Origin of the sequence: Streptomyces sp. ERV7, assembly GCF_001653515.1 — a bacterium.
In the GTDB taxonomy this organism is placed as follows: domain Bacteria; phylum Actinomycetota; class Actinomycetes; order Streptomycetales; family Streptomycetaceae; genus Streptomyces.
The window spans coordinates 1,005,409-1,028,434 of record NZ_LYOY01000001.1 but is presented as its reverse complement, the minus strand read 5'-3'; the positions used below and the strand labels follow the sequence as shown (position 1 = coordinate 1,028,434).

18 protein-coding genes and 2 pseudogenes are annotated in these 23,026 nt (G+C 71.4%); 12 read left to right on the top strand and 8 right to left on the bottom strand.

Annotated elements, in window-relative coordinates; all coding sequences use genetic code 11:
• The first annotated feature begins 196 nt into the window (after nucleotides 1-196).
• Complete coding sequence (locus tag A8W25_RS04625) at nucleotides 197-985, top strand: ferritin-like domain-containing protein (RefSeq protein WP_067156099.1); 789 nt, start codon at nucleotides 197-199, stop codon at nucleotides 983-985.
• A gap of 9 nt (nucleotides 986-994) precedes the next feature.
• Here A8W25_RS04625 and A8W25_RS04620 read toward each other — a convergent pair whose 3' ends face one another.
• Nucleotides 995-2,011, bottom strand: coding sequence for a magnesium and cobalt transport protein CorA (locus A8W25_RS04620; RefSeq protein WP_067156096.1), 1,017 nt, complete (start codon nucleotides 2,009-2,011; stop codon nucleotides 995-997).
• Between the two features lie 59 nt (nucleotides 2,012-2,070).
• Here A8W25_RS04620 and A8W25_RS33800 point away from each other — a divergent pair.
• From A8W25_RS33800 to mshC, 5 genes and pseudogenes are all read left to right on the top strand, one after another.
• Nucleotides 2,071-2,175, top strand: a pseudogene (locus A8W25_RS33800) (phosphoglycerate mutase); the annotation flags it as partial.
• An 86-nt stretch (nucleotides 2,176-2,261) separates the two neighbouring features.
• Nucleotides 2,262-2,885, top strand: a pseudogene (locus tag A8W25_RS04615) (MSMEG_4193 family putative phosphomutase); the annotation flags it as partial.
• A gap of 95 nt (nucleotides 2,886-2,980) precedes the next feature.
• Nucleotides 2,981-3,571: a DUF3090 domain-containing protein gene (locus A8W25_RS04610; RefSeq protein ID WP_067156093.1), complete on the top strand. Its 591-nt coding sequence runs from the start codon at nucleotides 2,981-2,983 to the stop codon at nucleotides 3,569-3,571.
• Nucleotides 3,535-4,365, top strand: a complete 831-nt coding sequence (locus A8W25_RS04605; RefSeq protein ID WP_067156091.1) for an SCO1664 family protein — start codon at nucleotides 3,535-3,537, stop codon at nucleotides 4,363-4,365. Before A8W25_RS04610 ends, A8W25_RS04605 begins: the two co-directional genes overlap by 37 nt.
• A gap of 132 nt (nucleotides 4,366-4,497) precedes the next feature.
• Nucleotides 4,498-5,727 (top strand): cysteine--1-D-myo-inosityl 2-amino-2-deoxy-alpha-D-glucopyranoside ligase, encoded by a 1,230-nt coding sequence (gene mshC / locus A8W25_RS04600; RefSeq protein WP_067156088.1) that lies wholly within the window; start codon nucleotides 4,498-4,500, stop codon nucleotides 5,725-5,727.
• A gap of 110 nt (nucleotides 5,728-5,837) precedes the next feature.
• On the opposite strand, the gene A8W25_RS04595 is transcribed toward mshC, so the two are convergent.
• Nucleotides 5,838-6,095: a hypothetical protein gene (locus tag A8W25_RS04595; protein WP_067156086.1), complete on the bottom strand. Its 258-nt coding sequence runs from the start codon at nucleotides 6,093-6,095 to the stop codon at nucleotides 5,838-5,840.
• Nucleotides 6,096-6,175: 80 nt separating this feature from the next.
• A complete protein-coding gene (locus A8W25_RS04590; protein WP_067156083.1) occupies nucleotides 6,176-7,189 on the bottom strand; it encodes a PAC2 family protein in 1,014 nt (337 codons plus the stop codon).
• A gap of 327 nt (nucleotides 7,190-7,516) precedes the next feature.
• Here A8W25_RS04590 and A8W25_RS04585 point away from each other — a divergent pair, with 327 nt between their 5' ends.
• Genes A8W25_RS04585 through A8W25_RS04565 form a run of 5 tightly spaced genes read left to right on the top strand, consistent with a single transcriptional unit; the run spans nucleotide 7,517 to nucleotide 13,235 of the window.
• Nucleotides 7,517-8,842, top strand: coding sequence for an enolase C-terminal domain-like protein (locus A8W25_RS04585; protein ID WP_067156080.1), 1,326 nt, complete (start codon nucleotides 7,517-7,519; stop codon nucleotides 8,840-8,842).
• Complete coding sequence (locus tag A8W25_RS04580; protein WP_067156078.1) at nucleotides 8,839-9,645, top strand: SDR family NAD(P)-dependent oxidoreductase; 807 nt, start codon at nucleotides 8,839-8,841, stop codon at nucleotides 9,643-9,645. Before A8W25_RS04585 ends, A8W25_RS04580 begins: the two co-directional genes overlap by 4 nt.
• Before the next feature lie 25 nt (nucleotides 9,646-9,670).
• The gene (locus A8W25_RS04575; RefSeq protein WP_067156075.1) at nucleotides 9,671-10,708 is read left to right on the top strand and encodes a sugar ABC transporter substrate-binding protein; all 1,038 of its coding nucleotides are present in this window, start codon (nucleotides 9,671-9,673) and stop codon (nucleotides 10,706-10,708) included.
• A 2-nt stretch (nucleotides 10,709-10,710) separates the two neighbouring features.
• Nucleotides 10,711-12,213, top strand: coding sequence for a sugar ABC transporter ATP-binding protein (locus A8W25_RS04570; RefSeq protein ID WP_067156072.1), 1,503 nt, complete (start codon nucleotides 10,711-10,713; stop codon nucleotides 12,211-12,213).
• Nucleotides 12,210-13,235 carry an ABC transporter permease gene (locus A8W25_RS04565; protein ID WP_067156069.1) on the top strand — a complete coding sequence of 342 codons (1,026 nt, stop codon included), beginning with the start codon at nucleotides 12,210-12,212 and terminating at the stop codon, nucleotides 13,233-13,235. The genes A8W25_RS04570 and A8W25_RS04565 overlap by 4 nt, the downstream gene beginning before the upstream one ends.
• Before the next feature lie 33 nt (nucleotides 13,236-13,268).
• Here A8W25_RS04565 and A8W25_RS04560 read toward each other — a convergent pair whose 3' ends face one another.
• From A8W25_RS04560 to A8W25_RS04540, 5 genes are all read right to left on the bottom strand, one after another.
• Nucleotides 13,269-13,940, bottom strand: a complete 672-nt coding sequence (locus A8W25_RS04560; protein ID WP_067156067.1) for a FadR/GntR family transcriptional regulator — start codon at nucleotides 13,938-13,940, stop codon at nucleotides 13,269-13,271.
• A 128-nt stretch (nucleotides 13,941-14,068) separates the two neighbouring features.
• Nucleotides 14,069-15,679: a glycerol-3-phosphate dehydrogenase/oxidase gene (locus tag A8W25_RS04555; RefSeq protein WP_067156064.1), complete on the bottom strand. Its 1,611-nt coding sequence runs from the start codon at nucleotides 15,677-15,679 to the stop codon at nucleotides 14,069-14,071.
• 5 nt (nucleotides 15,680-15,684) lie between these two features.
• Nucleotides 15,685-17,226 carry a glycerol kinase GlpK gene (gene glpK / locus A8W25_RS04550; protein ID WP_067156062.1) on the bottom strand — a complete coding sequence of 514 codons (1,542 nt, stop codon included), beginning with the start codon at nucleotides 17,224-17,226 and terminating at the stop codon, nucleotides 15,685-15,687.
• A 52-nt stretch (nucleotides 17,227-17,278) separates the two neighbouring features.
• Entirely contained in the window at nucleotides 17,279-18,079 is an 801-nt protein-coding gene (locus tag A8W25_RS04545; RefSeq protein WP_067156059.1) for an MIP/aquaporin family protein, read from the bottom strand.
• A gap of 302 nt (nucleotides 18,080-18,381) precedes the next feature.
• Entirely contained in the window at nucleotides 18,382-19,146 is a 765-nt protein-coding gene (locus tag A8W25_RS04540; RefSeq protein WP_067156056.1) for an IclR family transcriptional regulator, read from the bottom strand.
• A gap of 279 nt (nucleotides 19,147-19,425) precedes the next feature.
• Here A8W25_RS04540 and metH point away from each other — a divergent pair, with 279 nt between their 5' ends.
• Nucleotides 19,426-22,938 carry a methionine synthase gene (gene metH / locus A8W25_RS04535; protein ID WP_067156053.1) on the top strand — a complete coding sequence of 1,171 codons (3,513 nt, stop codon included), beginning with the start codon at nucleotides 19,426-19,428 and terminating at the stop codon, nucleotides 22,936-22,938.
• Nucleotides 22,939-23,026 lie beyond the last annotated feature (88 nt).

Below are 23,026 nucleotides of genomic sequence, written 5' to 3'. Positions count from 1 at the left end.
GGGCTCGGGGGGTCTTCCCCGCCACGGCCGTCACCCCCAACAACGCGCCGTGCGCCGGGTGGGTTACGGGCGGACACACCCCGGCGCGTTCCTTCGTTCGGCCCAGTCGGAAGGCACCCCTGTTGCCCCGTTCTGTCCTGAGCAATTGACTTGCTCTTTGCAGATGTGTGTACGGGAGTCATGCGGAGGTACGGCAATGCTTTCGGCCAAGAGCCTGTTCCAGGAGATCCTCGACCACGACGAGTCGTTCCGGCTCTTCTGCTCGATCGCGGCCAGCGGCGAGTCCCAGGGCGGCTGGGAGAACGGCCGTATCTCCGCTCTGGTCCCCCCGGAACAGCGCGACCTCGCCCCCAAGATCGCCCGGCACGGCGCCGACGAGGACAAGCACGGCCGGATCTTCCACGCGCTGCTCAAGAAGCGCGGCCTCACCCCGGTCCCGGTGCCGGCCGAGACCGACTACACGATGCTGCTGGAGCGCCACGGCATCGGGCTCGCCCATGAACGGCTGCGCGCGGAGCGGCCGCTCACCGAGCAGGACATCGTCACCTACCTCTCGCACAGCCGGGTCACCGAGCAGCGGGCCGCCGACCAGATGGTGATGCTGGTCCGGTACTTCGGGGACCACCCCGAGATCGGCCGGGCGATCCGGATGATCAGCAACGACGAGGACAACCACCTCGCCTACTGCCACGAGGAGTTGCTGCGCCTGGCGTACGCGGGGCACGGTCGCACCATCCAGCGGGTGCTGCGCGAGTGCGCGCTCGCCGAGATCCGCGTCTACCGGGACGTCAGCCTCGCCGTGATGGCGCACATGGGCCGAATCCTCGGCTGGCCGAAGGCCAAGTCCGCGGTGCTGGCGGCCGGGATCCACGGCGTGTACGCCTACGAACGGACCGCCGGCTGGCGGCGGATGGTCACCCTGTCGATGCCCGAGCACCGCGACGCGCTGGGCGGACCGGCGGCCCCGGCGCCCGAGTACGCGTAGACCGCCCTCTCAGAGCCAGCCGCGGCGCTTGAACGTGCGGTACAGCACCACTTCGAGCGCCGCCATCAGCACCAGGACCGCCGGATACGCCCAGATCCATCCCAGCTCCGGCATGTGCGTGAAGTTCATGCCGTAGATCCCCGCGACCATCGTCGGCACCGCGGCCATCGCCGCCCACGCGGAGATCTTCCGCATGTCGTCGTTCTGCCGCACGCCCATCTGCGCGAGATGGGCGGAGAGGATGTCCGAGAGCAGCCGGTCCAGGCCCTCCACGCCTTCGTTGGCGCGGATGAGGTGGTCGCTCACATCGCGGAAGAACGGCTGCGCCTTGTCGTGCACGAACGGCACCCCCGCCCCCGAGAGCCGCTGCATCGGCTCCGCCAGCGGGCCGCTCGCCCGGCGGAACTCCAGGACCTGCCGCTTGAAGGTGTAGATCCGGGACGCGACCGTGCCCCCGTTGCCCGGGGCGCGGCCCTTGCCCTCGCGGCCGACCGGTGCGAAGACCTCGGCCTCCAGCTCCTCCAGGTCCGTCTGGAGCTCGGCGGCCACCTCCGTGTAGTGGTCCACGACGGCGTCGCTCACCACGTACAGGACGGTCGTCGGGCCGTGCCTGAGCAGTTCGGGCTCGGCCTCCAGACGCATGCGCACATCGTGCAGCGGCGCGCCCTCGCCGTGCCGGACCGTCACCACGAACGAGTCGCCGATGAACAGCATCAGCTCGCCGGTGCTGACGGTGTCGCTCTCCGGCTCGTACGTCACCGGCTTGAGGACCACGAACAGCGAGTCGTCGTACACCTCCAGCTTGGGTCGCTGATGGGCCGTCAGCGCGTCCTCGACCGCCAGCGCGTGCAGCCCGAACTCGCTGCTGACCAGGTCGAACTCGTCCTCGGTCGGCTCGTACATGCCCAGCCACACAAAGGCGTCCCCGGCCGCCCGGGCCTCCGCCAGGGCGGCGGAGTAGTCCGGCGGGCCCTCGGTGCGGCGGCCGTCGCGGTAGATGGCGCAGTCGACGATCACGGCGCGCATTCTTCCGCGAACCCGTACCCGCCGCACCCGCTCGCGCCGCTCGGCCTACGCTGGCGGACATGGCCACGCTGATCCTCGTACGTCATGGACGCTCCACCGCCAACACCTCGGGCGTGCTGGCCGGGCGCACTCCCGGGGTGCTGCTGGACGAGCGCGGAGCCGCCCAGGCCGCCGCGCTGCCCGCCCGGCTCGCCGGACTGCCGCTCGCCGCCGTCGTCTCCAGCTGGCCGGGCGCACTCCCGGGGTGCTGCTGGACGAGCGCGGAGCCGCCCAGGCCGCCGCGCTGCCCGCCCGGCTCGCCGGACTGCCGCTCGCCGCCGTCGTCTCCAGCCCGCTGGAGCGCTGCCGCGAGACCCTGCGGCCGCTGCTCGACGCGCGGCCCGGGCTCGCGCTCCACACCGACGAGCGCATCAGCGAGTGCGACTACGGCGACTGGTCGGGCCGCAAGCTCGCCGAGCTCATGGAGGACCCGATGATGGAGGTGGTGCAGCAGCACCCCTCGGCCGCGGCCTTCCCCGGCGGCGAGTCGATGCCGGCCATGCAGCGGCGGGCCGTCGAGGCGGTACGCGAGTGGAACGCGCGCGTGGAGGCCGAGCACGGCCCGGACGCCGTGTTCGTGATGTGCTCGCACGGGGACATCATCAAGTCGGTCGTCGCCGACGCCCTCGGAATGCATCTGGACCTCTTTCAGCGGATCTCGGTGGAACCGTGTTCCCTGACCGCGATCCGCTACACCCGGCTGCGCCCGTTCCTGGTGCGCCTCGGTGAGACCGGAGACCTCGGTTCGCTGGCGCCGAAGGAGTCCAAGGAGGCCGGGCAGGAGTCGGCCGCGGCGAGCGAGGCGGTGGTCGGGGGTGGCGCGGGAGCACCGTGATCGCCGGGCGCAGTAGGGTGGACGGGCCGAAAACACCGAGCTCCGCCCCGGCGGGCCCGCACCCACCGCTCAATCCGACATAGGGAGACCAGGACGTGTCCCGTCAGGTGTTCTTCTACGACCCACCGGACCGCTTCGTGGCCGGTACGGTCGGGCTGCCCGGACGCCGTACGTTCTTCCTCCAGGCGTCCGAGGGCAGCCGTACCACCAGCGTCGCCCTGGAGAAGACCCAGGTCGCGGCCCTCGCCGAGCGGATCGACGAACTCCTCGACGAGGTCGTGCGGCGCACCGGCGGCAACGCGCCCGTCCCGGCGGTCGCCCCGGCCGACGTCACCGACACCGCGCCGCTCGACTCGCCGGTGGAGGAGGAGTTCCGGGTCGGCACCATGGCGCTCGCCTGGGACGGCGAGGAACAGCGCATGGTGATCGAGGCGCAGGCCCTGGTCGAGCTCGACGCCGACTCCGAGGAGGACCTCGCGGAGGCCGAGGAGCGGCTGCTCCAGGACGACGAGAACGGCCCGCCGATGCTGCGGGTGCGCCTCACCGGCGCCCAGGCCCGCGCCTTCGCCAAGCGCGCCCTGGACGTGGTCAACGCGGGCCGCCCGCCGTGCCCGCTGTGCAGCCTGCCGCTCGACCCGGAAGGACATGTATGCCCGCGCCAGAACGGATACCGACGGGGAGCCTGACGGCGGTGGAACTGCTGGCCAAGGGCGAGCTCACCGTGCGCGGCCGGATCCGCGAGGCCTCCAACGCGGTGCTCTACTGCTCCGTCTCGTACGAGGGCGAGAACGCGCACTGCGTCTACAAGCCGGTCGCCGGGGAGCGCCCCCTGTGGGACTTCCCGGACGGCACGCTCGCCCAGCGCGAGGTCGCCGCCTACGAGGTCGGCGCCGCACTGGGCTGGGACCTGGTGCCGCCGACCGTGCTGCGCGACGGGCCGTACGGCGAGGGCATGGTCCAGCTGTGGATCGAGCCGCTCGAAGGGGAGCCCGAGGAGGACGGCCTGCTCGGGCTCGTCGACGGCGAGGAGCCGGGCGAGGGCTGGAAGGCGGTCGGGCTCGCGGACGTGGGGGAGGGCCGTACGGCGCTCCTGGTGCACGCCGACGACGAGCGGCTGCGCCGGCTCGCCGTGCTCGACGCCGTGATCAACAACGGCGACCGCAAGGGCGGCCATCTGCTGCCCGCCGAGGGCGGCCGCCTCTACGGCATCGACCACGGGGTCACCTTCAACGTCGACGACAAGCTGCGCACGCTGCTGTGGGGGTGGGCGGGCGAACCGCTGACCGAGGAGGCGGTGGCGGCCCTGACCCGGCTCGCGGCCGCGCTGGCCGCCGGCGAGCCGCTGGCCACCCGACTGGCGGAGCTGATCACCGCCGCCGAGCTCGACGCGCTCCGGGAGCGGGTGGCGGGCCTGCTGGCGGACGGGGTGCACCGCAGCCCGTCGGGCGAGTGGCCGCCGATTCCCTGGCCACCGGTGTAGTCCCGGTGCCGGTGACGTAACGGGACAAGCGGGGTACATGCACGGTGGTCCGGGTCCGCGCAAGACCCCGTATTCGGCCAAGAGCGCACATCCGGTTCGAATATGGAGCGTGCATCCGGTTACGCTCATGACATGCATGCCTGGCCCGCTTCTGAGGTCCCCGCCCTGCCCGGCAAGGGCCGCGACCTCCGGATCCACGACACCGCGACCGGCGGTCTTGTCACCCTTGACCCCGGTCCCGTCGCCCGTATCTACGTCTGCGGCATCACCCCGTACGACGCGACCCATCTGGGTCACGCGGCGACCTACAACGCGTTCGACCTCGTTCAGCGCGTGTGGCTCGACACCAAGCGGCAGGTCCACTACGTCCAGAACGTCACCGACGTCGACGATCCGCTCCTGGAGCGGGCCATCCGCGACGGGCACGACTGGACCGAGCTCGCCGAGCGCGAGACCGCGCTGTTCCGCGAGGACATGACCGCCCTGCGGATGCTTCCCCCGAAGCACTACATCGGAGCCGTCGAGTCGATACCCGGCATCGTGCCGCTCGTCGAGCGGCTGCGGGACGCGGGCGCCGCCTATGAACTCGACGGCGACGTCTACTTCTCGGTGGAGAGCGACGCCCACTTCGGGCAGGTCTCCGGCCTGGACGCCGAGACGATGCGGCACCTGTCCGCCGAGCGCGGCGGCGACCCCGAGCGCCCCGGCAAGAAGAACCCGCTCGACCCGATGCTCTGGATGGCCGCCCGCGAGGGCGAGCCGAGCTGGGACGGCGCGAGCCTGGGCCGAGGCCGGCCGGGCTGGCACATCGAGTGCGTCGCCATCGCCCTGGAGCACCTCGGCATGGGCTTCGACGTGCAGGGCGGCGGCTCCGACCTCGCCTTCCCGCACCACGAGATGGGCGCCTCCCACGCCCAGGCGCTCACCGGCGAGTTCCCGATGGCCAAGGCGTACGTCCACGCCGGCATGGTCGCGCTCGACGGCGAGAAGATGTCGAAGTCCCGGGGCAACCTGGTCTTCGTCTCCAAGCTGCGCCGCGACGGCGTCGACCCGGCGGCGATCCGCCTCGCGCTGCTCTCGCACCACTACCGCGCCGACTGGGAGTGGACCGACCAGGTCCTCCAGGACGCCCTGGAGCGGCTGGGCCGCTGGCGCGCGGCCGTCTCCCGCCCCGACGGGCCGTCCGCGGACGCGCTGGTCGAGGAGATCCGCGACGCCCTCTCCCACGACCTGGACGCCCCGAAGGCGCTCCTCGCCGTGGACCGCTGGGCCGAGCTCCAGCGGACCGGGGGCGGTACGGACGAGGGCGCGCCCGGCGTGGTCTCACGCGCCGTCGACGCGCTGCTCGGCGTGGCCCTGTAGGAACCGCGCGCGAGAACTCCGCGCAAGGCGCCGGTCGGGCACTGCCCACCGGCGCCTTTCTTCTGCGGCGCTTTTGTTCCGCGTCGGGTTTCCTCCGCGCCGGGGGGCGGTCAGCCCGCCACGACGAGGCCGACGACCTCGCCGTCCGAGAACCAGACGCGAACGTCCGGGCGCCCCCCGGCGAAGGCGGCGTGCACCGCCCGTCGCAGCTCCGGCGCCGGATCGTTGAGGTCGCGCCACGCCCCCGCGACGAACAGCCGGAGCCTCGGCGGGAGTTCCGGGGGGTACGGCGTGAGCTCGTCCCAGTACCGCTCGGCCCGGCCGGTGCCGACCGGCGTGTGCCGGCCCGGGAGTACCTGGTCCGTCATGGCCGCTGCCGCTCCCCTCCGCAGGCGCTCCGCACCGGGTGCGCACAGGACCCCGGGCACCCCCGGCCGCTCACTCCCGCTCAGTCCTCCGACGACTCCGTGCCCTCGCCCGGATCCGCGGGATCCGCTGGATCCGCTGGATCCTCAGGGTGCTCGCGCGGCGGCCTCGGCGGCCGGGTGCGGCCGCTGCTGGTGTCGCGGAGGTACGACGTGGACTCGCCCCCGTCCGTGGCGTGTCCACCGGGCCCGGGGCCGCCGTCGCGGCGGCGCAGATACCGCTCGAACTCGCGGGCGATCGCCTCGCCGGACGCCTCGGGCAGGTCCGCGGTGTCCCGCGCCTCCTCCAGCGTCTGGACGTACTCGGCCACTTCGCTGTCCTCGGCCGCCAGTTGGTCCACCCCGAGCTGCCACGCCCGGGCGTCCTCGGCCAGTTCGCCCAGCGGGATGCGCAGGTCGATGAGGTCTTCCAGGCGGTTGAGGAGGGCGAGCGTGGCCTTGGGGTTCGGCGGCTGCGACACATAGTGCGGCACCGCCGCCCAGAGGCTGACCGCCGGGACGCCCGCGTGGGTGCACGCCTCCTGGAGGATGCCGACGATGCCGGTCGGGCCCTCGTACCGGGTCTCCTCCAGGTCCATCGTGCGGGCCAGGTCCGGGTCGGAGGTGACCCCGCTGACCGGCACCGGACGGGTGTGCGGGGTGTCGCCGAGCAGCGCGCCCAGGATCACCACCATCTCCACGCCCAGCTCGTGCGCGAAACCGAGGATCTCGTTGCAGAACGAGCGCCAGCGCATCGACGGTTCGATCCCGCGCACCAGGACCAGGTCGCGCGGCTTGTCGCCGCCGACGCGGACGACCGAGAGCCGGGTGGTGGGCCAGGTGATCCTGCGGACCCCGCCCTCCAGGAACACCGTCGGCCGGTTGACCTGGAAGTCGTAGTAGTCCTCCGCGTCGAGGGCGGCGAACACCTCGCCCTTCCACTCGCGCTCCAGGTGAGCGACGGCTGAGGAGGCGGAGTCGCCCGCGTCGTTCCAGCCCTCGAACGCGGCGATCATGACCGGGTCGACCAGCTCGGGAACTCCCTCCAGCTCGATCACCCAGTGCCTCCCTCCGAAGTTCTCTTGCGTACGCCCCAACCTTACGGCTTCAGCACTACCCCGCCGCAGCCCCCGTGCACGGCACGGTCCACGCCGGAGTGATCCCCGCATGAACGGGCAGCAGCCGGGGCACAGCGCGATCTCTCTCGTGATTCATCCGAGCTGTGCGCGGAAAAGTTCCGTCCCGACCCTGGACTGTGGCGCTCTTGCGGCGCTATACATCCCCATACATCGGATGACCCTGCGAGGTCGGATGAGAGGTCGGATGTTCGAGCAGAAGTTCGTCGCAAGAGTTCTTCAGACGGGACTCAGCCACAGGGGGCGTGCATGAGGCCGAGTGTCACCGGGTTCGACGTATACGACATCCGCTTCCCCACCTCGGAGCAGCTCGACGGCTCGGACGCGATGAACCCCGACCCGGACTACTCGGCCGCCTATGTGGTGCTGCGCACCGACGGCCCGGCCCGCACCGAGGGCCACGGCTTCGTGTTCACCATCGGCCGGGGCAACGAGGTGACCGCCGCCGCCATCGAGGCGCTGCGGCCGTACGTGGTGGGCCGCCCGGCGCCCAGGTACGCCGCCGACCTCGCCGCCCTCCACCACGACCTCACCCATGACTCGCAGTTGCGCTGGCTCGGCCCGGAGAAGGGCGTCATCCACATGGCGGCCGGGGCGGTCGTCAACGCCGCCTGGGACCTGGCCGCGACCTCCGCCGGGGTGCCCGTCTGGGAGTTCCTGGCCACGATGACGCCCGAGGAGCTGGTCTCCCTCGTCGACTTCCGCTACCTCACCGACGTACTGACCCGGCAGGAGGCGCTCGATCTGCTGCGCGCCGCCGAACCGGGCCGCGCCGAGCGGGCCCGGCTGCTGCGCGCCGAGGGCTACCCCGCCTACACCACCTCGCCCGGCTGGCTCGGCTACGACGACGCCAAGCTGGTCCGGCTCGCCAAGGAGGCGGTCGCGGACGGCTTCGCGCAGATCAAGCTGAAGGTCGGCGCCGACCTCGACGACGACGTACGGCGGCTGAGGCTCGCCCGCGCCGCGGTCGGGCCCGGCGTCCGTATCGCCGTCGACGCCAACCAGCGCTGGGACGTGCCGGACGCGCTGCGCTGGATGGCCGCGCTCGCTCCGTACGCCCCGCACTGGATCGAGGAGCCCACCAGCCCCGACGACGTCCTGGGGCATGCGGCCGTACGGGCCGGGCAGCCGGTGAAGGTCGCCACCGGGGAACACGTCGCCAACCGGGTCGTGTTCAAGCAGCTCCTCCAGGCCGGCGCGGTCGACTTCGTACAGATCGACGCGGCCCGGGTCTCCGGTGTCAACGAGAACCTGGCGATCCTGCTGCTCGCCGCCAAGTACGGCGTCCCCGTCTGCCCGCACGCGGGCGGCGTGGGCCTGTGCGAACTCGTCCAGCACCTGGCCATGTTCGACTACGTGGCCGTCTCCGGCACCCGCGAGGACCGGGTCATCGAGTACGTCGACCATCTCCACGAGCACTTCACCGACCCGGCCGTCATCGAGGCCGGACGCTACCGGGCCCCCCGCGCCCCGGGCTTCTCGGCCCGGATGCGCCCCGAGTCGATCGCCGCCTACCGCTACCCGGACGGACCCCGGTGGCGGGCCCGCCGCCCGGCCCAGGAGGTCATCTCATGAGCACCCCGCGGGAGTTCACCGCATCCGGCGCGGCCCCCCGGGACTTCGCCGGAATGGCCGCACTGGTCACCGGCGGCGCCTCCGGGATCGGCGCGGCCACCGCCGGGCTGCTCGTCGCCCGGGGCGCCCGCGTCGCCGTACTGGACCGGGACGTCGAGGGCGCCCCGCACGGCACCCTCGCCCTGGCGGCCGACGTCACCGACGACACGGGCGTACGGGAGGCGGTGGGCCGGGCCGCGCGGGAGTTCGGCGCCCTGCACACACTCGTCTCCAACGCCGGGATCGGCGCCACCGGCACCGTGGAGGACAACGACGACGCAGAGTGGCACCGCGTCCTGGACGTCAACGTCCTCGGCATGGTCCGCGTCGCCCGCCACGCGCTGCCGCATCTGCGCCTCGCGGCCCGGGAGCGGCCCGGCCACGTCTCGATCACCCACACCTGCTCGATCGCCGCCACCGCGGGGCTGCCCCAGCGCGCCCTGTACAGCGCCGCCAAGGGCGCGGTGCTCTCCCTCACCCTCGCCATGGCCGCCGACCACGTGGCCGAGGGGATCCGGGTGAACTGCGTCAACCCGGGCACGGCGGACACCCCGTGGGTGGCCCGGCTGCTCGCCGGAGCCGAGGACCCGGAGGCCGAGCGGGCGGCGCTGCGGGCCCGCCAGCCCCTGGGACGGCTGGTCACCGCCGACGAGGTGGCCGCCGCCATCGCGTATCTGGCGAGCCCGGCCGCCTCCTGCGTCACCGGCAGCGCCCTGGCCGTCGACGGCGGTATGCAGGGACTGCGCCCGCGCCCCACCCACTGAGCCGCGAACCGCGAAGGACACCACCATGAGAGTGCGTACGACAACTGCCGCCGCCTGCTGCGTACTTCTGGCGGCCGGGGCGCTGGCGGGCTGCAACCGCGACTCCGGCGGCGGCACCGGGGACAAGAAGGTCGGCATCGACCTGCCGCGCAGCGACAGCGACTTCTGGAACTCCTACCAGCAGTACATACAGAAGGGCACGAAGGCGGGCGAGGTCTCCGCGCTGCCCCTCACCAACTCCCAGAACGACATCGGCAAGCTCGTCGCCAACGTCACCGCCTTCATGGACCGGGGCGCCAAGGCCGTGATCATGGCCCCGCAGGACACCGGCGCGGTCGCCTCGACGCTGGAGACCCTGCACAGCAGGAAGATCCCGGTCGTCAGCGTCGACACCCGCCCCGACAAGGGCGACGTCTACATGGTCGTACGGGCCGACAACAAGGCGTACGGCGAGAAGGCCTGCGCGTTCCTCGGCAAGCAGCTCGACGGCAAGGGCAAGGTCGCCGAGTTCCAGGGCGATCTGTCCTCCATCAACGGCCGCGACCGCTCCCAGGCGTTCAAGGCCTGTATGGCCAAGGACTACCCCGGCATCCAGGTCTTCGAGCTGGCCACCGACTGGAAGGGCGACGTCGCCTCCGCCAAGCTCCAGTCGACCCTCGCCGCCCACCCCGACCTGAACGGCATCTACATGCAGGCGGGCGGCGTCTTCCTGCAGCCCACCCTCGCCCTCCTGGAGCAGAAGCACCTGATGAAGCCGCCGGGCGGCCCCGGCCACATCACCATCGTCTCCAACGACGGCATCCCCGAGGAGCTCGACGCCATCAAGGCCGGGAAGATCGACGCCACTGTCTCCCAGCCCGCCGACCTCTACGCCAAGTACGCGCTGTACTACGCGAAGGCGGCCCTGGACGGGAAGACCTTCAAGGCGGGCCCGACCGACCACGGCTCCACCATCGTCAAGATCCCCGGCGGCTACGAGGACCAGCTCCCGGCGCCCCTGGTGACCCGGGCCAACGCCGGTGACCCGGCGCTGTGGGCCAACCAGCTCCAGAAGAAGGGCTGACCGTGAGCGCCGAGCCCGCCCTGGACGCCCGGGGGATCGTCAAGCGCTTCGGGCCGACCCTGGCGCTCGACTCGGTCGCGCTGACCGTGCGGCCCGGCGAGTCCCACGCGCTCGTCGGCCGCAACGGCGCGGGCAAGTCGACCCTGGTCGGCGTGGTCACCGGACTGCACCGGCCGGACGCCGGCACGGTGGCCTTCGGCGGGGCGCCCGCGCCCGCGTTCGGCGACCGGGCCGCCTGGCAGTCCAAGGTCGCGTGCGTCTACCAGCGGTCCATGGTCGTCCCGGAGCTGACCGTCGCCGAGAACCTCTTCCTCAACCGGTTCGAGGCCGGACCGATCCGCTGGGGCCGGCTGCGGCGCCGCGCGGCGGAGCTGCTCGCCGAGTACGGGGTGAACGTCGACCCGGACGTACGCGCCCGGGAACTGACCGTGGAGCAGCGCCAGTTCGTGGAGATCGCCCGCGCGCTGTCCTTCGGCGCCCGGCTGATCGTCCTGGACGAGCCGACCGCCCAGCTGGACGCGCGCGGCATCCAGCGGCTGTTCACCAAGCTGCGCGAGCTCCAGGCCCAGGGCGTGGCGTTCCTCTTCATCTCGCACCACCTCCAGGAGGTGTACGAGCTGTGCACCGCCGTCACCGTCTACCGCGACGCCCGGCACGTGCTGACCGCGCCGGTGGCCGAGCTCGCCAAGGACGACCTGGTGGCGGCGATGACCGGCGAGACGGGCGGCGGGGCCTCGCGGCGCACGGGTGCCCGTGCGGTGCGCTCCTCGGACGCGGCCCCGGTCCTGACGGTGGAAGGGCTCGCCCTGGACGGCGAGTTCGAGCCGCTCGACCTCGCGGTGCGCCCCGGCGAGGTGCTCGGCCTCGCGGGGGCCGCCGCCAGCGGGAACACCGCGCTCGGCGAGACCCTGGCCGGGATGCGGCGGGCGAGCGCGGGCCGGATCGCGGTGCGGGGGAGAGCGGTGCGGCCCGGCAGCGTGCCGCACGCGCTCGACGCGGGCATCGGCTACATCCCCGAGGACCGGCACCGCCAGGGCCTGGTGCCCGGGCGCTCGGTCGCCGAGAACGCCACGCTCACGGTCACCGACCAGCTCGGGCCGTGGGGGACCGTACTGCCCTCCCGTACGAGGGAGTTCGCACGGTCGATGATCGCCTCGCTCGACATCAAGACCCGGGGGCCCGGACAGCCGGTGTCCGGGCTCTCCGGCGGCAACCAGCAGAAGGTCGTGGTGGCGCGGGCGCTGGCCAGGAGACCGGTGGCGCTGGTCGCGGTGCGCCCCACCGCCGGCGTCGACGTGAAGTCCAAGGAGGCGCTGCTCGCGGTGGTGCGCCGGGTGGCCGACGAGGGGAACGCCGCCGTGATCGTCTCCGACGAGCTGGACGACCTGCGGGTGTGCGACCGGGTGCTCGCCCTGTTCCACGGACGGGTCGTCGCCGAATACGACAGCGGGTGGACCGACCGGGACCTGGTCGCCGCCATGGAAGGTGTGGGGGAGCGGCCATGACCGAGACGGTGACGACGGCGCCCGCCGAGGTGACGGGCGCGGGCGCGCTGCGGCGGCTCGCGCAGGTGCGCTGGAGCGACTTCTCGCTGGTCCCGGTGATCCTGGTGCTGATGGTGATCGGCTTCGTCGTCTCGCCGGTCTTCCTCACGTCGGACAACCTGATCAGCGTGATCCAGCAGTCCTCCGAGCTGAGCCTGCTGGTGCTCGGGCAGGCGCTGATCCTCATCTGCGGCCGGATGGACCTCTCCCTGGAGTCCACCATCGGGATCGCGCCGGTGGTCGCGATGTGGCTGGTGCTGCCTTCGGAGGGCGGCCGGTTCGCGGGGCTCGGCCTGCTGCCGACCTGGACGGCGATCCCGCTCTGCCTCCTGGTGGGCCTGGTGATCGGCGCGGTCAACGGCTTCCTGATGCTGAAGCTGAACGTCAACGGGTTCATCGCCACCCTCGGCATGCTGACGATGCTGCGCGGCCTCCATGTCGGCATCACCGAGGGCAAGTCGATCACCGAGGTGCCGGAGTCCTTCCGCTACCTCGGCAAGACGGAGTGGCTGGGCGCCCCGGCCGCCGTCTGGATCTGTCTGGCCCTCTTCGCCGCCGGCGGCGCCGCACTCGCCTGGCTGCGCCACGGGCGGGCGCTGTACGCGATCGGGGGCAACCCGGAGGCGGCGCGGGCGGCCGGGATCCGGGTGGACCGGATCACCTGGGCGGTGCTCGCGATCGGCGGCCTGCTCGCCGCGTTCGCGGGGATCCTCTACACCGGCCACTACGGCTCGGTGGCCGCGACCCAGGGCAACGGCTGGATCTTCCAGGTGTTCGCGGCGGCGGTGATCGGCGGGATCAGCCTCAAGGGCGGCCGGGGCACGCTGTTCGGCGCGCTCACGGGCGTACTGACGCTGCAACTGGTGGTCAATGTGATGACCCTGGGCGGGGTGCCCGCACTGTGGAACCAGTTCCTGAACGGGGCGATCATCATCGTCGCGCTGGTGATCTCACGCTTCGCGAGCGGCGAGAAGCAGGACTAGGGGGCGTGGTGCTTCGTCTGCGGACGCCGCCCCCTACAACGTCGACCGCAACCACTGCTCCACGCTCGCGATGTGGACCGTCGCCCAGGACCGTGCCGCCTCCGCGTCACGGTCGCGCAGGGCCGCGAGGATCGCGCGGTGCTCGTGCAGGGTGCGGGCCACCGCGTCCTCCTGGGTGAGGCCGCGCCACACCCGGGCCCGGGTGGTGGGGCCGGAGAGGCCGTCCAGGAGGGAGCAGAGCACCGAGTTCCCGGCGCTCTGCACGATTCCCCGGTGGAACTCCAGATCGCAGGCGACCAGCTCCTCCACCGACGGCTCGGGGCCGAGCGCGTCCAACTGGGCGGTGAGCGCGTCCAGTTCCGCGTCCTCGATCCGGGCGGCCGCCATCGCGGTCGCCGCCGGCTCCAGGATCCGCCGCACCGCCAGGAACTCCAGGACCGTGTCGTCGCGGTGGAAGTCCACGACGAAGCTCATCGCCTCAAGGAGCAACTGGGGGTCCAGGCTGGTCACATACGTACCGTCGCCCTGGCGTACGTCCAGGATGCGGATCAGGGAGAGCGCGCGGACGGCCTCCCGGAGCGAGTTCCTGGACAGACCGAGCTCGGCGGCGAGTTCGCTCTCCTTGGGCAGCCGGTCGCCCGGGCGCAGCGCACCGGAGACGATCATTTCCTTGATCTTCTCGATGGCCTCGTCGGTGACTGCCATGGGGCGACCTCCATACATCCGATGAATCGGTCCCCATTATGCGTCCGATCCGCGTCGGCGCATACGAAAGGGGCGGCTCCCCCCGTGGGAACCGCCCCTTCCGGCTGACTGGCCGGACTAACTATACGTCAGTTCTTCTTGCCGAGCAGGTCGTCGACCTTGCCGCGGATCTCGTCCGTGGCCAGGCCCCGGATCGTGAGCGTGGTGCGGCGGCGCAGCACGTCGTCGGCCGTCTCGGCCCACTCGTGGTCGCGCGCGTAGACGACCTGCGCCCAGATCTCCGGGGCGTCCGGGTGGATCCGCTCGGCCAGCGCCGCGTCCTCGTTGGCCAGGCGCGCGATGTCGAAGGACAGCGAGCCGTAGTGCGTGGCGAGGTGCTTGGCGGTGTCGGCGGCCATCCGCGGGCCGGGCGCCGGGCCGTCCACCATCAGACGGTGGGCGACGGCGCGCGGGTTGGCTATCCCGGGCAGCGGCAGCTTGCCGGGGAGCGAGGAGATGGGCTCGAAGTCGTCACCGAGCGGACGGCCCGGAAGCTGCTCCAGCTTCTGCATCACCGTACGGCCGATGTGGCGGAAGGTCGTCCACTTGCCGCCGGCGACCGACAGCATGCCGCCGCGGCCCTCGGTGACGACCGTCTCGCGCTTGGCCTTGGAGGTGTCGCCGGGACCGCCCGGAAGCACCCGCAGACCGGCGAAGGAGTAGGTGATCAGATCGCGCGACAGCTGCTGGTCGCGGATCGAGAACGCGGCCTCGTCCAGGATCTGCGCGGTGTCCGCCTCGGTGACCGCGACGTCCGCCGGATCGCCCTCGAACTCCTCGTCCGTGGTGCCGAGCAGGAGCATGTCCTCCCACGGCAGGGCGAAGGTGATGCGGTACTTGTCGATCGGGGTCGCGAGCGCGGCCTTCCAGGGGGAGGTGCGCTTGAGGACCAGGTGCGCGCCCTTGGACAGCCGGATGGAGGGAGCCGCGTCGGGGTCCTCCATCTTGCGCAGGTGGTCGACCCAGGGGCCGGTCGCGTTCAGCACCAGTCGGGCGTTGACGCCGAACTCGTCGCCCGAGAGGCGGTCGCGCAGATCGGCGCCGGTGACCCGGCCCTTGGTGAAGCGCAGCCCGGTGACCTCGGAGTGGTTGAGCACCGCGGCGCCCGCGTCCACGGCGGCGCGGACGGTCATCAGGGCCATGCGCGCGTCGTTCATCTGGTCGTCGCCGTACACGGCCACGGCCTTGAGGTTGTCCGTGCGCAGCTCCGGCACGTCCTGCGCGGCCTTGGAGGGGGAGAGCAGGTGGCCGACGCCGTCACCGAAGGCGGACAGCGCCGAGTAGGCGAAGACGCCCGCGCCGAGCTTGGCCGCGCCGTGCGGGCCGCCCTTGTAGACGGGCAGGTAGAAGGTGAGCGGGTTGGCGAGGTGCGGTGCCACCTGACGCGACACCGCACGCCGCTCGAAGTGGTTCTCGGCCACCAGCTTCACCGCGCCGGTCTGCAGGTAGCGCAGACCGCCGTGGAGGAGCTTGGAGGAGGCCGAGGAGGTGGCGCCGGCGAAGTCGCCGGCGTCCACCAGGGCCACCCGCAGCCCGGACTGCGCGGCGTGCCAGGCGGTGGAGATGCCCAGGATGCCGCCGCCGATCACCAGGAGGTCGTACGTCGCCTTGGAAAGCTGCTCCCGAGTTTCGGCGCGGCTCGGGTGGGAGCCGGAGGCCGGGTGCGTCCCAAGGGCAGGGACGCTCTGCAGGGTGGTCATTTCGATTACTCCTCGTCCTCGATCCAGCCCATGGTCCGCTCGACGGCCTTGAGCCAGCTCTTGTACTCGCTGTCACGCTTGTCGGCGTCCATGCGAGGGGTCCATTCCGCCGCCCGGCGCCAGTTGGCGCGCAGCGCGTCGGTGTCCGGCCAGAAGCCGACGGCCAGACCGGCGGCGTAGGCGGCGCCGAGGCAGGTGGTCTCGGCGACCATCGGACGCACCACGGGCGCGTCCAGGAAGTCCGAGAGCGTCTGCATCAGCAGGTTGTTGGAGGTCATGCCGCCGTCGACCTTGAGCGCGGTCAGCTCGACGCCGGAGTCCTTCGTCATGGCGTCGGTGATCTCGCGGGTCTGCCAGGCGGTGGCCTCGAGCACGGCGCGCGCGATGTGCGCCTTGGTGACGTACCGGGTGAGACCGGCGATCACACCGCGGGCGTCGGAGCGCCAGTACGGGGCGAACAGACCGGAGAAGGCCGGCACGAAGTACGCGCCGCCGTTGTCCTCGACCGAGGAGGCCAGGGTCTCGATCTCCGCGGCGGTCTTGATCATGCCCATCTGGTCGCGCATCCACTGGACGAGCGAGCCGGTGACGGCGATCGAGCCCTCAAGGGCGTAGACCGGCTTCTGGTCGCCGATCTGGTAGCCGACGGTGGTCAGCAGGCCGTTGTAGGAGTTGACGGGCTTGTCACCGGTGTTCATCAGCATGAAGGTGCCGGTGCCGTACGTGGACTTGGCCTCGCCCTCGGAGAAGCAGGTCTGGCCGAAGAGGGCCGCCTGCTGGTCGCCGAGCGCGGAGGCGACCGGGATGCCGTCCAGGACGCCGCCCTTGGCGTGGCCGTACACCTCGGCGGAGGAGCGGATCTCGGGCAGCACGGCCGCCGGGATCTCCATGGACTGGAGGATCTTCTCGTCCCAGGCCATCTCGTGGAGGTTCATGAGCAGCGTGCGCGAGGCGTTGGTGACGTCCGTGACGTGCACACCGCCCTCGACACCGCCGGTCAGGTTCCAGATGACCCAGGAGTCCATGGTGCCGAAGAGGATGTCGCCGCGCTCGGCGCGCTCACGCAGGCCCTCGACGTTGTCGAGCAGCCAGCGGACCTTGGGGCCGGCGAAGTACGAGGCGAGCGGCAGGCCCGTCTCGCGGCGGAAGCGGTCCTGGCCGACGTTGCGGCCGAGCTCCTTGCAGAGCGCGTCGGTGCGGGTGTCCTGCCACACGAGCGCGTTGTGCACGGGCTCGCCGGTGTTCTTGTCCCACATCAGCGTGGTCTCGCGCTGGTTGGTGATGCCGATCGCCTTGACGTCGGCGGCGGTGATGCCCGCCTTGTCGATGGCGCCCGCCACGACTTCCTGGACGTTGGTCCAGATCTCGGCGGCGTCGTGCTCGACCCAGCCCGGCTTCGGGAAGATCTGCTCGTGCTCCTTCTGGTCGACCGAGACGATCCGGCCGTCCTTGTCGAAGACGATGCAGCGCGAAGAGGTGGTGCCCTGGTCGATGGCCGCGATGAAGGGCCCGTGGCCGTGCGAGGCGGTGGTGTGGGTGTCGCTCACGGAGTGCTCCTGGAGGTCTGAAGGTCTCTACGGCTTCTCAACGCCGTACGGCTCAGGCGAACGCGAGGTTGTACAGGCCGCCCGCGAGGGCGGCACCGGCCAGCGGGCCGACGACCGGCACCCAGGCGTAGCCCCAGTCCGAACCGCCCTTGTTGGGCAGCGGCAGCAGCGCGTGCACGATGCGCGGACCCAGGTCGCGGAACGGGTTGATGGCGTAGCCGGTGGGGCCGCCGAGCGAGAGGCCGAGGCCGACGACGACCAGCGAGGTGATCAGTACGCCGATGACGCCGAGGCCCTTGCCGTCGCCGTTCAGGCCCTGGGTCAGGATGGCCAGGACCAGCACGGCGGTGCCGATGATCTCGGTGGTGAGGTTCTGTATCGCGTTGCGGATCTCGGGGCCGGTGGAGAAGATCCCGAGCACCGGGCCGGCGTGGGAGGCGCCGTTGTGCGGGCCCTCGATCGCCTTGGCAGCGTTTTCGTCAGGCTGGCCGACGATCTCCGGATCGGTCAGATGCGCCTGGAACTGGCCGTAGTAGGCGAGCCAGACCAGGGTGGCGCCGATCATGGCGCCGAGCAGCTGTCCCGCCAGGTAGGTGGGCACGTCGCTCCACTCGGTGCCGCCCTCGATGGCGAGGCCGAGCGTCACCGCCGGGTTGAGGTGCGCACCCGAGAGCGGGGCGGAGATGTAAGCGCCGGTGAGCACCGCGAAGCCCCACCCGAAGGTGATGGCGAGCCAGCCCGCGTTGCGTGCCTTGGAGCTCTTCAGTGTGACGGCGGCGCACACGCCACCGCCGAGCAGGATGAGAACGGCGGTACCGATGATCTCGCCGGTGAAGATGTCGGAGCTGGACACCCGCGACTCCTTTGTCCTTCGTCCAGGGGAAGGCGAACCCCGGGTCAATCCGGTGGTCCGCGCCCTCACGTCGAGGGCTTGGCGGCCCTTGGCGTTGTCACACTCTAACTCGTATTGCCGTTAGGTGTTCGACAATGCCGACCGATGAACGGCAGTGTTGCCCCGGGGTTAAGTCGACGTCAAGGGTTCTGTGGCCGGTATCCCGATCGTTACCAGCAGGTATCTTTCGGCCACATTGATCGAATACTTCCGGCCAGGATCGGAAACGATCAGTACCGCGCCGGAAGTGGCTGGTCAGACGCTCAGAAGCGGCCGGCGCCCAGGTCGCGCGAGACCGAGCGGGCGCAGTCGCGCACCGCCGCCACCAGGTCGGACCGGATCTCGCCGTCCCTGCACACGCGCTCCACGGCCCCGGTCACCCCCACCGCGCCCACCGGCATCCGGCGCCGGTCGAAGATGGGTGCGGCAACCGAGGCCACCCCGTCCCAGGTCTCCTCGGTGTCGCCGGCCCAGCCTCGCGCGCGGATCAGGTCGAGCAGCTCCTCGAAACGGTCCGGCTCGGTCACCGTGCGGGGCGTGAACGCCGTCCGCTCGCCGTCCACCGCCTCGGTGTGCGCCACCGGGTCGAAGGCGGAGAGGACCTTGCCGAGCGCGGTGGAGTGCAGCGGCTGCATCGCCCCGACCTCCAGCACCTGTCGGCTGTCGTCGGGCCGGAAGACGTGGTGCATGATCAGCACGCCCTGCTGGTGCAGGACGCCCACGTACACGCTCTCGCCGCTGGAGCGGGCCAGGTCGTCGGTCCACACCAGGGCACGGGCCCGCAGCTCGTGGACGTCCAGATAGCTGTTGCCCAGGCGCAGCAGCTCCGCGCCGAGCTGGTAGCGGCCGGAGGCCGGGTCCTGCTCGACGAACCCCTCCGCCTGGAGGGTGCGCAGGATGCCGTGCGCGGTGCCCTTCGCGAGGCCCAGCGCGGAGGCCACCTCGGACAGGCCGAGCCGCCGCTCGCCGCCCGCGAGCAGCCGCAGCATGGCGGCCGCCCTTTCGAGCGACTGGATGTTCCGCGCCATCGCGCTTCCTCCCACTTCGGAACGTTGAGTTCGACAATGCTGAACAGTATCGGCCGTTGTCGACCCCCTGTCACCGTGATGGCGGCCCCCGCCGGCATCCGGCCAGTTCAGATGACAGACGCACCGGGGCCATCCGGCCGTCACCCGGGCGGCCCCCCGCGCGGTCCGCCCCGTGGGACACCTGTGCTCATGCAGCCCCCACCCGGTTACCCTGACCGGGTGCGGCCTCCCAGAGGACGCCGCGAAGCCGACAGCCGTCGCACTCCAGGGAGCACATCCATGGCCTCGTTGCCGACCCCTTCCGCCGACAGCCGGACCCGCGCCGACGCGCTACGCGAAGCGCTCGCCACCCGAGTGGTGGTGGCCGACGGAGCGATGGGCACCATGCTCCAGGCCCAGGACCCCACCCTGGAGGACTTCCAGGACCTAGAGGGCTGCAACGAGATCCTCAACGTCACCCGGCCCGACATCGTGCGCTCGGTGCACCGGGAGTACTTCGCGGTCGGCGTCGACTGCGTGGAGACCAACACCTTCGGCGCGAACCACTCGGCGCTCGGTGAGTACGACATCCCGGAGCGGGTGTACGAGCTGTCCGAGTCGGGCGCCCGGATCGCCCGCGAGGTGGCCGACGAGTTCACCGCCGCCACCGGACAGCAGCGCTGGGTGCTCGGCTCCATGGGCCCCGGCACCAAGCTGCCCACCCTGGGCCACGCCCCGTACACCCTGCTGCGCGACGCCTACCAGCAGAACGCCGAGGGCATGCTCGCGGGCGGCGCCGACGCGCTCCTGGTGGAGACCACCCAGGACCTGCTCCAGACCAAGGCCGCGATCCTCGGCGCCCAGCGCGCCCTGGACGTGGCCGGCTACCGGGTCCCGATCATCTGCTCGGTCACCGTCGAGACCACCGGCACCATGCTGCTCGGCTCCGAGATCGGCGCCGCGCTCACCGCCCTGGAGCCGCTGGGCATCGACATGATCGGCCTGAACTGCGCCACCGGCCCGGCCGAGATGAGCGAGCACCTGCGCTACCTCGCCCGCAACTCCCGGGTGCCGCTGTCCTGCATGCCCAACGCCGGACTGCCCGTCCTCGGCAAGGACGGCGCGCACTACCCGCTCTCCGCGCCAGAGCTCGCCGACGCCCAGGAGACGTTCGTCCGCGAGTACGGCCTCTCCCTGGTCGGCGGCTGCTGCGGCACCACGCCCGAGCACCTGCGCCAGGTCGTCGAGCGGGTCCGCGGCCTCGCCCCCACCGAGCGGCACCCGCGCCCCGAGCCCGGCGCCGCCTCGCTCTACCAGAGCGTGCCGTTCCGCCAGGACACCTCGTACATGGCGATCGGCGAGCGCACCAACGCCAACGGCTCCAAGAAGTTCCGCGAGGCCATGCTGGAGGCCCGCTGGGACGACTGCGTGGAGATGGCCCGCGACCAGATCCGCGAGGGCGCCCACATGCTCGACCTCTGCGTCGACTACGTGGGCCGCGACGGCGTCGCCGACATGGAGGAGCTGGCCGGCCGCTTCGCCACCGCCTCCACCCTGCCGATCGTCCTCGACTCCACCGAGGTGAACGTCCTCCAGGCCGGTCTGGAGAAGCTCGGCGGGCGTGCGGTCATCAACTCCGTCAACTACGAGGACGGCGACGGCCCCGAGTCGCGCTTCGCCCAGGTCACCAAGCTCGCCGTGGAGCACGGCGCGGCGCTGATCGCGCTCACCATCGACGAGGAGGGCCAGGCCCGTACCGTCGAGAACAAGGTCGCCATCGCCGAGCGGCTCATCGACGACCTCACCGGCAACTGGGGCGTGCGCGAGTCCGACATCCTCATCGACGCGCTGACCTTCACCATCTGCACCGGCCAGGAGGAGTCCCGGGGCGACGGCATCGCCACCATCGAGGCGATCCGCGAACTCAAGCGCCGCCGCCCGGACGTCCAGACCACCCTCGGTCTGTCCAACATCTCCTTCGGCCTCAACCCGGCCGCCCGCGTCGTCCTCAACTCGGTGTTCCTGGACGAGTGCGTCAAGGCGGGCCTCGACTCCGCGATCGTGCACGCCTCCAAGATCCTGCCGATCGCGCGCCTCGACGAGGAGCAGGTCAAGGTCGCCCACGACCTGATCTACGACCGCCGCGAAGAGGGCTACGACCCGCTCCAGCGGCTCATGGAGCTCTTCGAGGGCGTCAGCACCAAGTCCATGAAGGCGGGCAAGGCCGAGGAACTGCTCGCGCTGCCGCTGGACGAGCGTCTGCAGCGCCGGATCATCGACGGCGAGAAGAACGGTCTGCAGGCCGACCTCGACGAGGCGCTTCAGACCCGCCCGGCGCTCGACATCGTCAACGACACCCTCCTGGAGGGCATGAAGGTCGTCGGCGAGCTCTTCGGCTCCGGCCAGATGCAGCTGCCGTTCGTCCTGCAGTCCGCCGAGGTCATGAAGACCGCGGTGGCCCATCTGGAGCCGCACATGGAGAAGTCCGACGCGGAGGGCAAGGGCACCATCGTCCTCGCCACCGTGCGCGGAGACGTCCACGACATCGGCAAGAACCTCGTCGACATCATCCTGTCCAACAACGGCTACAACGTCGTCAACCTCGGCATCAAGCAGCCCGTCTCCGCGATCCTGGAGGCGGCCGAGGAGCACCGCGCCGACGTCATCGGCATGTCCGGCCTGCTGGTGAAGTCGACCGTGATCATGAAGGAGAACCTGGAGGAGCTCAACCAGCGCAAGCTGGCGGCCGACTACCCGGTGATCCTGGGCGGCGCGGCCCTCACGCGCGCGTACGTCGAGCAGGACCTGCACGAGATCTACGAGGGCGAAGTCCGCTACGCCCGCGACGCGTTCGAGGGTCTGCGTCTGATGGACGCCCTGGTCGCGGTGAAGCGCGGGGTGCCCGGCGCGACCCTGCCCGAGCTCAAGCAGCGCCGGGTGGCCAAGCGCGCGACGGCCCTGCCCGAGGCGGAGGAGCCCGAGGGCTCGGTCCGCTCGGACGTGTCCGTCGACAACCGCATCCCCGAGCCGCCGTTCTGGGGCACCCGCGTGATCAAGGGCATCGGCCTCAAGGAGTACGCCTCCTGGCTCGACGAGGGCGCGCTCTTCAAGGGCCAGTGGGGCCTCAAGCAGAACCGGGCCGGCGACGGGCCGAGCTACGAGGAGCTGGTGGAGAGCGAGGGCCGGCCGCGGCTGCGCGGCTGGCTGGAGCAGCTGCACACCAGGAACCTCCTTGAGGCGGCCGTCGTCCACGGCTACTTCCCGTGCGTCTCCAAGGGCGACGACCTGATCATCCTGAACGAGGACGGCTCGGAGCGGACCCGCTTCACCTTCCCGCGCCAGCGCCGCGGCCGCCGGCTGTGCCTGGCGGACTTCTTCCGCCCGGAGGAGTCCGGCGAGACCGATGTGGTCGGGCTCCAGGTGGTCACGGTCGGCTCCAGGATCGGCGAGGCCACGGCCGAGCTGTTCGAGGCCAACTCCTACCGCGACTACCTCGAACTGCACGGCCTGTCCGTGCAGTTGGCCGAGGCGCTGGCCGAGTACTGGCACGCGCGCGTGCGCGGCGAGCTCGGCTTCTCGGGCGAGGACCCCTCGGAGGTCGAGGACATGTTCGCGCTCAAGTACCGCGGCGCGCGCTTCTCGCTGGGCTACGGGGCCTGCCCCGACCTGGAGGACCGCGCCAAGATCGCCGAGCTGCTGCGGCCCGAGCGGATCGGCGTCCACCTCTCCGAGGAGTTCCAGCTCCACCCCGAGCAGTCCACGGACGCCATCGTCATCCACCACCCCGAGGCGAAGTACTTCAACGCCCGTTGAGCAGGGGCGTGAGCATCACCACGAGCGTTTCCCGCTGACGAGACGTACACTGGTCGGTCCAGTGCAGGCCGGTTCCCACCCTGGGAAC